Annotated in this window: 13 protein-coding genes; 10 read left to right on the top strand and 3 right to left on the bottom strand. The window is 47.6% G+C overall.

From position 1 onward, the window contains the following. Window positions 1–12: 12 nt before the first annotated feature. On the top strand, window positions 13–417 hold the full coding sequence (locus tag HWY38_RS00535) for a YugN-like family protein (RefSeq protein ID WP_015418088.1): 405 nt from the start codon (window positions 13–15) through the stop codon (window positions 415–417). Here HWY38_RS00535 and HWY38_RS00530 read toward each other — a convergent pair. Continuing rightward, window positions 414–1,400, bottom strand: a complete 987-nt coding sequence (locus HWY38_RS00530; RefSeq protein WP_224181054.1) for a potassium channel family protein — start codon at window positions 1,398–1,400, stop codon at window positions 414–416. The genes HWY38_RS00535 and HWY38_RS00530 overlap by 4 nt on opposite strands. Next, window positions 1,397–1,651: an Atypical membrane-integrating protein gene (locus tag HWY38_RS00525; protein ID WP_015418086.1), complete on the bottom strand. Its 255-nt coding sequence runs from the start codon at window positions 1,649–1,651 to the stop codon at window positions 1,397–1,399. Before HWY38_RS00525 ends, HWY38_RS00530 begins: the two co-directional genes overlap by 4 nt. A 132-nt stretch (window positions 1,652–1,783) precedes the next feature. Here HWY38_RS00525 and HWY38_RS00520 point away from each other — a divergent pair, with 132 nt between their 5' ends. The 7 genes from HWY38_RS00520 to HWY38_RS00490 all read left to right on the top strand — a co-directional run bounded on the left by HWY38_RS00520 (window position 1,784) and on the right by HWY38_RS00490 (window position 7,696). Then, the gene (locus HWY38_RS00520; RefSeq protein WP_015418085.1) at window positions 1,784–2,047 is read left to right on the top strand and encodes a hypothetical protein; all 264 of its coding nucleotides are present in this window, start codon (window positions 1,784–1,786) and stop codon (window positions 2,045–2,047) included. Between the two features lie 46 nt (window positions 2,048–2,093). Next, entirely contained in the window at window positions 2,094–2,771 is a 678-nt protein-coding gene (locus HWY38_RS00515; RefSeq protein WP_224181053.1) for a zinc metallopeptidase, read from the top strand. 42 nt (window positions 2,772–2,813) lie between these two features. Continuing rightward, a complete protein-coding gene (locus HWY38_RS00510) occupies window positions 2,814–4,103 on the top strand; it encodes a hemolysin family protein (RefSeq protein WP_007408640.1) in 1,290 nt (429 codons plus the stop codon). Between the two features lie 89 nt (window positions 4,104–4,192). Beyond that, the gene (locus HWY38_RS00505; protein WP_224181052.1) at window positions 4,193–5,851 is read left to right on the top strand and encodes a glycoside hydrolase family 13 protein; all 1,659 of its coding nucleotides are present in this window, start codon (window positions 4,193–4,195) and stop codon (window positions 5,849–5,851) included. Window positions 5,852–5,972: 121 nt separating this feature from the next. Further along, window positions 5,973–6,395, top strand: a complete 423-nt coding sequence (locus tag HWY38_RS00500) for a secondary thiamine-phosphate synthase enzyme YjbQ (RefSeq protein ID WP_007613358.1) — start codon at window positions 5,973–5,975, stop codon at window positions 6,393–6,395. Next, window positions 6,388–7,419, top strand: coding sequence for a nitronate monooxygenase (locus tag HWY38_RS00495; protein WP_224181051.1), 1,032 nt, complete (start codon window positions 6,388–6,390; stop codon window positions 7,417–7,419). Before HWY38_RS00500 ends, HWY38_RS00495 begins: the two co-directional genes overlap by 8 nt. Window positions 7,420–7,444: 25 nt before the next feature. Next, on the top strand, window positions 7,445–7,696 hold the full coding sequence (locus HWY38_RS00490) for a hypothetical protein (RefSeq protein ID WP_032876847.1): 252 nt from the start codon (window positions 7,445–7,447) through the stop codon (window positions 7,694–7,696). Window positions 7,697–7,713: 17 nt separating this feature from the next. Here the strand turns inward: HWY38_RS00490 and HWY38_RS00485 are convergent, their stop codons facing one another. Then, window positions 7,714–8,451, bottom strand: coding sequence for a protein-glutamine gamma-glutamyltransferase (locus HWY38_RS00485; protein ID WP_007408635.1), 738 nt, complete (start codon window positions 8,449–8,451; stop codon window positions 7,714–7,716). 141 nt (window positions 8,452–8,592) lie between these two features. Here HWY38_RS00485 and HWY38_RS00480 point away from each other — a divergent pair, with 141 nt between their 5' ends. Both HWY38_RS00480 and HWY38_RS00475 read left to right on the top strand, forming a co-directional pair. Continuing rightward, a complete protein-coding gene (locus HWY38_RS00480; RefSeq protein WP_224181050.1) occupies window positions 8,593–10,578 on the top strand; it encodes a methyl-accepting chemotaxis protein in 1,986 nt (661 codons plus the stop codon). 184 nt (window positions 10,579–10,762) lie between these two features. Then, window positions 10,763–12,751 carry a methyl-accepting chemotaxis protein gene (locus HWY38_RS00475; RefSeq protein WP_224181049.1) on the top strand — a complete coding sequence of 663 codons (1,989 nt, stop codon included), beginning with the start codon at window positions 10,763–10,765 and terminating at the stop codon, window positions 12,749–12,751. The last annotated feature ends 120 nt before the right edge of the window (window positions 12,752–12,871 follow it).

Genomic DNA, 12,871 nt, shown 5'->3' with positions numbered 1-12,871 from the left:
GAGCATATGCACATGATCAGCATACCATCTTCACTTGAGGGGCAATCTTTTTTACTCCGCGAATTGGAACAGGTGCTGAAACCGATCGGTTATACCATCGGAGGCGGCTGGGAGTATGACCGCGGGTTCTTTGATTACAAAATTTCTGATCAGGACGGCTATTTATTTCTCCGCATCCCTGTTGAAGCAAATAAGGGACACCTGGATGAACGGGGGGCCGCCGTTACAATCGGCACACCCTTTTTGCTGAGGCACGTCTATCAGCAGGAAACGGATGATCACGCAGGCGGCGGTGTTTTTGAGTCATTATTCAACCAATTCTCCGAGCCGAAACGGCGGGATGCGGCGATTGACCGCTCATATACAGATATCGGCATCTCGCTTGTGAAAGAGCTGGAAGACGTCCTGTTGCATTAAAGAGCCAAAAACAGATCAGTATCGAGCACCTGGTATGACAGGGGAGGGGTCAGCATCGGCCCCTCTTCTTTTTGTATGCCGATGATCGTGGTATTCCGTTTGAGATAATAGAGCGCACAGTCATGATAAGATGAACCCTTTAATTCCTCGGGGACGGGAATGATGCGCACCTTTTTCTCCAGCGTCAGATCTGACAGCGTTTGCGGTTTGGCAAGCTGCAGCTTGACTCGGTAATGCTCAAACATCACCCGGCTCGACAGCCGTGATGTGCACAGAATCTTATTGGCTCCTGCGCGCTCGGCGTTTTTGACATACCGTTCCGTTAAAATTTCTACGATACAATAAATGGACGGATGCAGCCCTTTGATGGCGAGAAGCGTTAATACCGACAGCATATCAGCTTCGGATTCATTTTTCTGCTGATCCGCTGTCAAAATGACGGTATCGGCTTCCGTAATATTCGCTTTATTAAGCGTGCTGTCATCAGCGGCATGTCCGCGGATGAAATGGACGTTTTCAATAAGCGGCCCTTCCCTTAATGAATCATCAATCAGGACGACAGTTTTTGACGGTGCGATGTGCTGCAGTTCTTTCAGCAGCATATGCGATTTTTCATTCCATCCGATAAGAATGACGTGCCCCTTGCCTTTAAAGGCGACCTTCCCTTCGACATAGCGATGCTGTTTGCTGAATACGGCTGAAGAAAGCGTGGCGAAATAGGCGGTCACAAAACTCGCTCCGCTTAATACAAGCACCATACCGGCAATCTGCCCGAGCGGCGTCTGGGGAACGTAATCGCCGTAGCCGACTGTGGCCACCGTAATCACCGCCCACCAAACCCCTTCAAACACAGACGTGAATTGCTTCGGTTCGAGCATGTAAATGAGTTGGCCGAACAATAAAATCAAGGCGATAATGATCAGCCCGATCCGAACATATAACGGCCATCTCAGCCAGGAAATAAATAAACGGTTTGATTTCATTCGTCCGGCTCTTCTTTCGACAGAGAGATGGATAAAATCTGCTTAATAATGGTGTTTAGTTTTTCGTCCAGCTGTTCCTGGCCGTATGAGTCACGCGCATGTCTGATTAAATCGGCCGTCTCATCTTCAAACTGAATGAGAGGTTCATCGTTTTCCGCTTCATTATAGAGCTGGATGAAGGCGTCAAGCCCTTCGTTCATTCTGTCTATCGCATTGCTCAGCTGTTCTTTCTCGCCATTTGTCACTTTCATGTCGATCACACCTGTATCTTTTTTTATACAGTATGTCCCAGTTCGTTTGATGTCTTTCAAAAATCACCGAAAACATATTCACCCTTATTTTTTCATATGATAAAGAAAGCGGACCGAAAAAGGGTGAGTCAAATGACAGTCATTCAAAAACTGCTGGCGGCGCTGGCCGGAGCGCAGCTGCTCGCTTCGGCGGCCGTATTGCTTATTTTCGATTTGAATGGATACAATCACATGTCCGGCGGATTCTCATGGCTTGTTTTTGCAAAGGAGACCGCAGGCACGTTTCCGTTTTACATCGGATTGGCCGGGTGTATCCTCATCATGCTCGGAGGATTGATTCCTGTCAGAAAAAAGAAGCGGATTTCTGTACAGGAAAGCGGACAATCATTAAAATAATATATAAGCAGATCGTACGATATAAGAGAAAAAGGAAGAGGATAATATGCTGTTTATCTTTTTAACAATTGCTGCATTGGGATTGTCGTTTTGGGCACAATTTAAAGTGAAAAGCAATTTTCAGAAATACTCAGACGTGGAAGCTTCCAGTCAGCAGACGGGGGCGGAAACGGCAAGACGGATTCTTGATATTAACGGTTTATATGATGTGCCGGTAGAACCGGTAAGAGGCACTTTAACAGACCATTACGACCCGACGGAGCGGGTGGTGCGTTTATCTGAGCCGGTATATTACGGCCGCTCCATTTCCGCCATTTCCGTCGCTTCCCATGAAGTCGGACATGCTTTGCAGCATCAGGAATCATACGGCGCGCTTGTGCTGAGGCACAAAATTTTTCCGGTCGTCAATTTTGCCTCCGGGGTTGCCCCTCTGCTTTTCTTGGGCGGGATGCTCCTGGGCAGCTTGAACTTAATCGGACTCGGCATTATTTTGTTTTCGGCCGCTGTTTTTTTCCAGCTTGTCACACTGCCTGTCGAGTTTAATGCCAGCGCGAGGGCGAAGCGGATTATCGTGTCGGAAGGATTCATTCGCAACAGTGAAGAACACGGCGTGAATAAAGTGCTGAACGCCGCCGCGCTGACGTATGTGGCTGCGGCGCTCGTTTCATTATTCGAGCTGCTTCGTTTTGTGATGATTTTCTTAAATGGTCGTGATGAGAATTAACACGAAGGAGGTGGCCCCTTACCGTTTGCGGTAGGGGTTTTTTTGCTTATATTAAAACTGATTCTCATTATGTTGTTAATCGGATTAACGGCCATCTTTGTCGCTGCGGAATTTGCGATTGTCAAAATCCGCGGTTCAAAAATTGCGGAACTGGTTGAAACCGGAGACAGCCGGGCGCTCGCGGCGCACAGGGTGATTTCAAATCTCGATGAATATTTATCAGCGTGCCAGCTCGGCATTACGATTACGGCGCTCGGACTCGGCTGGCTCGGTGAACCGACGATTCAGCGGCTTCTTCATCCTGTTTTCAGCCTGATCGGAATGCCGTCATCTATTACGCACGTCGTCACGTTTATTGCGGCGTTTATCGCCGTCACGTATCTGCACGTCGTCATCGGAGAGCTTGCGCCTAAAACGATATCCATTCAAAAAGCCGAAGCCGTCAGTCTGTGGACGGCGAAACCGCTCATTCTGTTTTATAAAGTGATGTATCCGTTTATTAAGCTGTTAAACGGATCAGCCGGGTTTTTAGTCAAGCTGTTCGGTTTTCATTCGGTGAAAGAACATGAGGTCGTGGTCAGTGAAGAGGAATTGCGGCTGATTTTGTCCGAAAGCTATAAAAAAGGTCAAATCAATCAATCTGAATTCCGTTACGTCAATAAAATATTTGAATTCGATAACCGGGTCGCCAGAGAAATCATGGTGCCGCGCACCGAAATCGCCGCCATCTCGCTTGAACAGTCAGTTGATGAAGCCATACATTTGATCATCAACGAACGGTATACGCGATATCCGGTTATTAAGGAAGACAAAGATCACATTCTCGGCATTATTAACAATAAGGATTTATTTAAAGCGTATTTTCTCGGCCGCTCCATTGAATTAAAAGAAATTATGCGTCCGGTCATCAGAGTCATTGAAAGCATCCCCGTTCAGGAGCTTTTGATCCGGATGCAGAAGGAGCGGATTCATATGGCGATTCTCGTTGACGAATACGGCGGCACGGCGGGGCTTGTGACCGTCGAAGACATATTGGAGGAAATCGTCGGGGAAATCCGTGATGAATATGACCAGGATGAAATGCCCCACATCGTCAAAAAAGGCGAACACCACTATGTGATGGACGGCAAGGCGCTCATAGAAGAGGTGAATGATCTCCTTGATATCGCCATCGAAAATGAAGACATTGACACGATTGCCGGCTGGCTCTTAACACAAAAAATGGAGCTGAAAAATGGTGATGTGTTTCATGCCGAAGGGTGTGAATTTAAGGTGCTGGAAGCGGAAGACCATCATATCCGCTTCGTTGAAATTAAAAAAACTGATTTCTGAGCCTCCTGCTTTTGCAATGAGGCTTTTTTTATGGAAAAAATGCTTCTTCGTCCCGCTCCTTCATATGCTGTAAAGAAAGGAGTGTCGGTATGAAAACGGATTGGTGGAAAACGGCGGCCGTCTATCAAATTTATCCCCGAAGCTTTATGGATTCGAACGGGGACGGAATCGGCGACATGAACGGCATCAGAGCAAAGCTTCATTACATAAAAGAGTTGGGGGCGGATGTGATCTGGCTTTGTCCCGTTTTTGACTCGCCGGGCGCGGACAACGGCTACGATATTCGGAATTATAAACAAATTGCCGGCGAATTCGGGACGATGGAGGATTTTGACCGGCTCCTTGCGGATGTCCATGCGCTCGGCATGAAGCTGATTATAGACCTCGTCATCAACCATACAAGCGATGAGCACCCTTGGTTTATCGAATCACGCTCAGCGAAAGATTCCGAAAAACGGGACTGGTACATCTGGAGAGACGGAAAAAACGGCAAAGAGCCGAACAATTGGGAAAGCATTTTCGGCGGATCAGCGTGGGAATATGATCAAGAGACCGGCCAGTATTACCTGCACCTCTTTGACAAAAAACAGCCTGATTTAAATTGGGAAAACGAAGCGATGAGGCAGTCCGTTTATGAAATGGTCCGCTGGTGGCTTGATAAAGGCATAGACGGCTTCCGGGTGGATGCCATTTCTCACATTAAGAAAAAAGAAGGGCTCCCTGACATGCCGAATCCGGACGGTCTCCCGTACGTCCCGTCTTTCCCGTATCATATGAACGGGGAAGGCATAATGGATCTCTTAAAAGAGCTGAAACGGGAAACATTTTCGCGCTATCCGATCATGACGGTCGGCGAGGCGAACGGAGTGGCGGCTTGGGAGGCGGCTGATTGGGCCGGTGAAGAAAACGGCGTCTTTCAAATGATTTTTCAATTTGAACATCTCGGCCTCTGGGATACCGAAGATGATCAAAGCATCTCCATTCCGGCGCTTAAGCGCGTCTTGTCCGGCTGGCAGAACAGTCTTGAAGGAAAGGGCTGGAACGCGTTGTTTATGGAGAACCACGATCAGCCCCGTTCCGTCTCGGTATGGGGTGACGAACGGTTTTTGACAGAAAGCGCCAAGGCACTCGCCGCGATGTATATGCTGATGAAAGGCACGCCGTTTATTTACCAGGGGCAGGAGCTCGGAATGACCAATGTTTCGTTCCCATCCATTGAAGATTATGATGATGCCGCAATGAAATATTTGTATGAAAAAGAGACGTCCCGCGGCGTTCCGCATGAAAAAGTGATGAAGATCATCTGGAAGAAGGGCCGGGATAATTCACGGACACCGATGCAATGGAGCGATGAGGCGAACGGCGGGTTTTCTGATGCTTCTCCGTGGCTCGGAGTGAATCCGAACCACACATGGCTGAATGCTGCATCACAAATGCAGGATGAAACATCCGTATACCATTTCTACAAACGGCTGCTCGCCCTCAGGAAAGAATACAGCGTATTGATCAGCGGCACATACGAATTGCTGCTTCCGAATGACCGGCAGATTTATGCCTATCTAAGAAAAAACGGAACAACAACCGCCCTGATCATCACAAATCTGTCTCGAACCCCCGCTTTATACAGACATCCCGGTTATCCGCTTGACTCCGATTCTCTCGTGCTTGCAAACGCGGAAACAGAAGCGCACCGCCATGTGACATCCTTTCTTTTAAAGCCTTATGAGGCCCGCGTATATATATGGTGAAAAACTTCAGTCCCGAGGCTGAAGTTTTTTGTGATCTGCGTTTATCATCGCGATCCGACAGGAAAAGACAATTACAGAAACGAATATGGGAAAGGAAGAGAAAAAGAAAGGAGGCATTTATATGCTGAAAAAATTGCAGATTCAAACAAACAGACGGGATGAAATGATCGACATCACACATGAAGCTGAAGCGTTTCTCCGCGAAACAGGCGTGAAAAACGGTTTGGCGCTCATATACTGTCCCCATACAACCGCCGGCATTACCATAAATGAAAATGCCGACCCGGATGTGAAGAGGGATATGCTCAGAAGGTTTGATGAAATGTATCCGTGGGAGCACGAACTGGACCGGCATATGGAGGGAAATACGGCGGCACATATGAAAGCGAGTACAACCGGCGCCTCCCAGCATGTCATCATAGAAGACGGGCGCCTGATACTCGGAACATGGCAGGGCGTTTATTTTTGCGAATTTGACGGTCCGCGAAACAGAACATGTTATATCAAAATACAGGCTGAACCGGAGGAAAACACAAATGAGTGAGTGGATGAGTGCATTATCATTAACAAAGCCCGTCATTCAGGCGCCGATGGCCGGCGGGCTGGTCACGCCGCGTCTGGCTTCGGCGGTATCAAATGAAGGGGCGCTCGGAAGCCTTGCTTCAGGATACGTCAGCCCGCAAGCGCTTGAAAAACAGCTTATCGAGATGAAAGAGCTGACGGACCGCTCCTTTCAAGTAAATCTTTTCGTCCCGGAAGAAAGGCAGATGCCTGAGGCGGAACTGGTTGAAAAATGGAAAGCCCGCATTCCGAGGGCAAAAGACGCCAAGCCGTTCTCTGATCTGAAAGAAGAATGGAATGATTTTGAGGAAAAAGCGGAGCTTCTGATCCGTTACGGAGTCAAAGCGTGTTCATTCACCTTCGGCCTGCCGCCGGAAGAAACGGCGGAAAAGCTGAAGAAAAGCGGTTGTTTCCTTTTCGGCACGGCGACAACGCCGGAGGAAGCGAAGGCTTTTGAAGAACGGGGGATGGACGCCGTTATCCTTCAGGGAATAGAAGCCGGCGGACATCGCGGGTCGTTTCTGCCGGTTAAAGGAGAACCGGCTCTCGGCCTTATGGCGCTGATTCCGCAGGCTAAAGACGCGCTGAATATCCCGGTGATTGCGGCAGGCGGCATTTTTGACCGCCGCGGCGTGCAGGCGGCCCGATGTTTGGGTGCGGACGGCGTTCAAGTAGGAACACCGTTTCTCCTTTGTGAAGAAAGCAGCGCCTCACCGGCATATCAAAAAGCCATTACCGAATCAAAAGGAGCCGACACGCGGCTGACCACCCTGTTTTCGGGAAAACAGGCGCGGGGAATCGTGAATCAGTTCATGAAAACATATGAGGCTGACGAGGGAAATACGCTGCCTTATCCGCTGCATAATACGCTGACAAAGCCGATGCGCGGGCACGCGGCTCAATCAGGAGACGCGGAGTATATGTCTTTATGGGCCGGCCAGTCCGCCGCGAAACTTGAAGGGCCGACAGACGTGAAAACCGTTTTGGACGGATTGTGCGAATCATAATCCATAAATCGTGAGGTGATGGATGATGAAGATTCTTCAAATGTCCTACGAAAAAAGAGGGACTATTGAGTTTGTTTTTGAAGATTTTCCGCATTCCAAAGTCACCATGGCGCCGATTAAAGGGTATTACTTTGTCCGCGCCATTAAATGGAGCCGACGGGACAGAGCCGTCACCCGCCATGATTTAGAGAAGTTTGAATGGGCTGCAAACCAAGCGCTCGGCACGACGGCTTTTTACCGGAAAAGAAAAGCATTCCGCATCCCATCGTCACAATGACAGACGATGGGATTGTTTTAATGCATGATCTGATAAAGCGCGGGTGCATCAAGCCTTGTTGCCTGGTTAAGCAGATAAGCCGGCTGCACGGCATTTTTTTTTCTTAAAGAATTCAATCTCTGGATGATTTGTTCAGCGGTCAGAATCCCGAGACCGTGGGCGAAATATTGATCATTCCCCATCACAATGACATTCTCTCCCCGCCACTGAGCCTTTGCAGGATTAAAATCAGGATTTTTAAAATATAAACAATCTCCCCGTAAAAAGTGGCTGCCGGTTTCCGTGTAGATCGGCAGATGCTCATAGTGCCAGTCATACAAAGTGATATCCCGGAAACGCCGGTTAAACCGTTCTTCACCGATTGTCTTTAAGACGGCCAGATAATAAATTACAACAATGGCGGTAGCGCATTCAAATGCGTAAAACGCCCCGTTTTCAATAATGTCCCGAATCGCTTTTGAAGCGGGGATTCTGTACTTCAGCTCCAAGGCTCCTTCCGGCGTCACTCTCCAATAAGCCGTATTTCCGTATGTTTTGGCGAAAGTTGCAAATTTCACACCTGATCCGTGCAGTTCTCTTGCGGCTTCCACAATATGGCGGCGCAGCCGCACCTCGAACATCAGTTCAGCAATCGACCCGTAATCGAATTGTACGGGAGAATTGAGCAGTTCATTTATATACGGAACAAGGCTTTCTTCCGTCTGCCAGTTCGCGATGTCCTGAGGCCGAAGCACTTGGCCGGATATGATAATCATCTTCGCGCCCCCTATCTTTTTTTATAAGATATGCAGGAAGCTTGGGCAATGAAAATCAAGTCGTAAAAAAGGAGGGAATGTTAACAAAATGTGAAGACTGAGCCGATATATAAGGTATCACACTTGAGGGAGCAGCTTAATATGAAAAAATTCATCAATTGGTGCACAAAGGCATCGATTTCACGTAAATTAATCATTTCATTTATCGTGATCTTAATCATACCGATTCTCGTGTTAGAATTCAGTTCATACCATACGGCGAGCAATTCGCTGGATGATCAGATTTCAGGCAACGCGAAAAATAACATTGAATCTTTTAACACAACCATTACAAATGATATCGGCGCAAAAGCAAAGGCGATTGAATTTTTCAGTGAAACGTTAAAAGGGTCATCCTTCTCAAAGAAAAACATGTCTGCTCTTGAAGAAAAGTTCGGGCAATACACGTCTATTCATAAGGACGTAGCCCGCATTTACGGAGGAACGGAAGACGGCAGCTACGCACAGGCGCCGAAGGAGAATACTCCGGCCGATTACGATCCGAGAACACGCACTTGGTATAAAGACGCTGTGAAGGCTGGCGGCACGCTCGTTGTCACCGACCCTTACACCGCGGCAAGCGACGGCAGCATGGTCGTCACCGTGGCAAAGCAGATGCAGGACGGAACAGGCGTAGTGGCCATGGATATTACGATTGACCAGCTGCTGAAGCAGATGCAGGGAATCAAAATCGGACAAAAAGGATTCGTGTTTATCACGTCCAAAAATAAAACCTATGTCGCGCATAAAGACCACAAACCGGGTGATAAAGTTTCAACCCCGTGGCTGAATGAGGTATACAGCAAAGACAGCGGCATTATTTCATACAAGCTCGATGATCAAAATAAAAAAATGGCGTTTACGACAAATAAACTGACCGGATGGAAAATAGAAGGGAGCATGGAGCTCAACGAAATTAAAGACGCCTCACAACCGGTGCTGACGATGGGAATGATCGTCCTTGCAGCATCCATTATTATCGGGGGAATTTTAATTCTGTTCATTGTCAGATCCATTACGTCACCGCTGAAACGGCTTGTCCGCTCTTCTAAACAAATCAGCGGTGGAGACTTGACCGAGACCATTGATATCCGCTCGAAAGATGAATTGGGCGAACTCGGTGCGAGCTTTAATGAAATGGGAGAATCTCTGCGCGGACTGATCAGCGCGATCCAAAACTCTGTCGACAACGTGGCCGCGTCATCGGAAGAGCTGACCGCTTCAGCTTCGCAGACAAGCAAAGCGACGGAACATATTACAATGGCGATTGAGCAGTTTTCAAACGGAAACGAAGAGCAAAGCGAAAAAGTCGATTCAAGCTCAGCTAAGCTGAATCATATAAATGACGGACTCGCCGCCGTTTCCCACACGTCATCATCCATTACGGAAGCATCTAAACAATCGAAGGAAGCTGCCGGCACCGGGGAAGAATATGTGCAGCAAACCGTCGGGCAGATGAATCTCATCAATCAATCGGTCCAGCAGGCGGAAGCGGTTGTAAAAGGCCTTGAGGCCAAATCAAAAGACATCACTCATATTTTAAGAGTCATCAACGGTATTGCCGATCAGACAAACCTGCTTGCGTTAAATGCAGCCATTGAAGCGGCAAGAGCCGGTGAATACGGCCGGGGCTTCTCAGTGGTAGCCGAAGAAGTGCGCAAGCTTGCCGTCCAATCCGCCGGTTCTGCCAAAGAGATTGAAAAACTCATTCAGGAAATCACGGCTGAAATTAATACGTCGCTTCACATGTTCACATCGGTTAATGAAGAAGTTCAATCCGGACTTGCCGTAACGGACCGCACGAAAGAAAGCTTCCAGAATATCTTCGGCATGACAAACGACATCGCCGAGAAGCTTCAATCGATGAACGGCACGGTTGAACAGCTGTCAGACAGCTCTCAGCACGTTTCAGCCGCAGTGACCGATATTGCGGACGTCTCACGGGAAAGCGCAGCAAGCATTCAGGATATTGCCGCATCCGCAGAAGAACAGCTTGCATCAATGGAAGAAATCAGTACATCCGCCGATACTTTGGCGCAAATGGCCGAAGAACTGCGGGAATTAACGAAACAATTTAAAATCAACTAGTAAAAAAGGACGCTTTCCGGATGGAAGGCGTCCTTTTTTATAGTGACAGCCGGAAAATTAAATAAAAAGTCTTGCATACAAAGGGAGTACATAGAACTATTTTTCATTTATGACTTAATTTTCAATGTAATAAAAAGGGAGTCGGCCGATATAAACAGTAAATGATTGAAAGAGGTTTACAAAATTGAAAAAAACAGCAAAAAAAATCGCCAGAAAATCAATAGCCAAAAAACTTATCATTTCATTTTTACTGATCTTAATTATTCCGGTAGCAGTATTGGCTGCCGGCGCCTACCGTTCGGCGGCTTCATCCGTTGAAAAGCAAATGATGGAAAGCGCCGAAGGAAATGTGCAAATCTTAAACAATATGATTGATGACCGGATCGGAATGTTTACAAAAAGCTCAGCATATTTCAGCGAATGGGCGACAAGCGCCAAATTTAAAGAAAAAAACCAAACGGAAATGCAAGAAAGGTTCAAGCAGTTTATTGAAAGCAATGATAAAGCGTCCGCCGTATTTTCAAGCAGCAAGGAAGGAACGTTTACCCGTTATCCGCATGCCGATATGCCGGCCGATTTCAACCCGCTTGAAAGAAGCTGGTATCAGGAAGCCATGGAGAATAAAGGCCAAACCATCATCACGGACCCTTATGAGTCCATCTCAAACAAAAAGATGGTCGTCACTATGGCCCGCGCGGCGCAAGACGGATCAGGCGTCGTCGCCATTGATATAAAAATCGACGATCTCATCACGATGACAAAAGAAGTGAACATCGGAAAAGAAGGATATGCCTTTATCCTCAGCAAAAATAAAAAAGCCGTTGCGTACAGTGATGAAAAAGCCGGCTCGGCGGTATCGGGAAAATGGGTTGATACATTATACAGCGGGCAAAAAGGCGACTATGAATATACGCTGAACGGGAAAGCGAAAAAAATGGCGTACGTGACCAATGAAGCGACGGGCTGGAAGATCAGCGGAACCATGTCCGTGGATGAAATCAAAGATGCGGCAAGACCGGTTCTGACTCTGGCCGTTATCATATTGGCGATAGCCATTGCCGCAGGGATGATTTTCATTTATTTTGTCATCCGCTCAATTACCAAACCGTTAAAGCGTCTCGTAGCTTCAGCGGAAAAAATCAGCAGCGGAGATCTGACGGAAACCATTGATGTCAGCTCTCAAGATGAGCTCGGCGTGCTCGGTAAAAGTTTTAATCATATGACAGATTCACTCCGTTCGCTTATTCAGGGAATTCAGGACTCTGTTGAACATGTCGCTTCTTCCTCAGAGGAGCTGACGGCTTCGGCTGAGCAGACGAGCAAAGCAACGGAACATATCACCCTTGCGATTGAACAGTTTTCTAATGGAACGGAAGACCAAAGTGAGAGTATTGATAAAGCGACAGCCCAAGTGAATGAGATGAAAGACGGGCTCAGCGATCTGGCGGAAGCGGCAGCCGTGGTGACGGAAACGTCAATTGAATCGGCGGAGATATCCGGCGCCGGTGAGCGGCTTGTCAAGAAAACAGCCGGCCAGATGGGCGCCATTGACCAATCCGTAAGTAAAGCGGAGCAAGTCGTACAAGGGCTTGAACTCAAATCGCAGGACATCACCAGCATTTTGCGCGTCATTAACGGCATTGCCGATCAAACGAATCTCCTTGCTTTAAATGCAGCCATTGAAGCGGCAAGAGCGGGAGAATACGGACGCGGTTTTTCAGTCGTTGCCGAAGAAGTGAGAAAGCTTGCCGTCCAATCCGCCGATTCAGCGAAAGAAATCGAATCCTTAATTCATGAAATCGTCAAAGAAATTCATACTTCGCTCGGAATGCTGGAATCCGTCAATCACGAGGTGAAAAGCGGACTTCAGTTAACGGAAGAAACGGAAAAAAGCTTCCGGGACATTTCCGTTAAAACAAATCAGATTGCCGGTGAACTGCAAAATATGAATGCAACCGTGGAACAGCTTTCTGCCGGATCTCAGGAAGTATCAAACGCTTCAGAGGATATCGCGGCCGTCTCCAGACAAAGCGCGGCCGGCATTCAGGACATCGCGGCTTCAGCTGAAGAGCAGCTTGCGTCCATGGAGGAGATCAGTTCCTCCGCCGTCACGCTGGAAAAAATGGCGGAAGAATTACGCGAACTGACAAAGCGTTTTAAGATAAATTCTTAATTGAGTCTAAAAGACTAATTTAACAATAGGTAAAAAGTATGTTTCGTTATATTTCTTCTTTTTGGATGTGTATATTTACCCATAATTGCCGATATGAAGGGTAAACACGCAAGAGGAGAT

Source organism: Bacillus sp. KS1, from assembly GCF_020075515.1.
In the GTDB taxonomy this organism is placed as follows: domain Bacteria; phylum Bacillota; class Bacilli; order Bacillales; family Bacillaceae; genus Bacillus; species Bacillus velezensis.
This window is presented reverse-complemented; position numbering and strand designations above follow the sequence as displayed.

Bases quoted from the DNA above. Each gene is read 5' to 3' on its own strand.
- HWY38_RS00495 (WP_224181051.1), top strand. From the start codon at position 6,388: ATGAGTGAGTGGATGAGTGCATTATCATTAACAAAGCCCGTCATTCAG.
- HWY38_RS00485 (WP_007408635.1), bottom strand. From the start codon at position 8,451: ATGATTATCATATCCGGCCAAGTGCTTCGGCCTCAGGACATCGCGAAC.
- HWY38_RS00505 (WP_224181052.1), top strand. From the start codon at position 4,193: ATGAAAACGGATTGGTGGAAAACGGCGGCCGTCTATCAAATTTATCCC.
- HWY38_RS00480 (WP_224181050.1), top strand. From the start codon at position 8,593: ATGAAAAAATTCATCAATTGGTGCACAAAGGCATCGATTTCACGTAAA.
- HWY38_RS00500 (WP_007613358.1), top strand. From the start codon at position 5,973: ATGCTGAAAAAATTGCAGATTCAAACAAACAGACGGGATGAAATGATC.
- HWY38_RS00520 (WP_015418085.1), top strand. From the start codon at position 1,784: ATGACAGTCATTCAAAAACTGCTGGCGGCGCTGGCCGGAGCGCAGCTG.
- HWY38_RS00535 (WP_015418088.1), top strand. From the start codon at position 13: ATGATCAGCATACCATCTTCACTTGAGGGGCAATCTTTTTTACTCCGC.
- HWY38_RS00530 (WP_224181054.1), bottom strand. From the start codon at position 1,400: ATGAAATCAAACCGTTTATTTATTTCCTGGCTGAGATGGCCGTTATAT.
- HWY38_RS00525 (WP_015418086.1), bottom strand. From the start codon at position 1,651: ATGAAAGTGACAAATGGCGAGAAAGAACAGCTGAGCAATGCGATAGAC.
- HWY38_RS00490 (WP_032876847.1), top strand. From the start codon at position 7,445: ATGAAGATTCTTCAAATGTCCTACGAAAAAAGAGGGACTATTGAGTTT.
- HWY38_RS00515 (WP_224181053.1), top strand. From the start codon at position 2,094: ATGCTGTTTATCTTTTTAACAATTGCTGCATTGGGATTGTCGTTTTGG.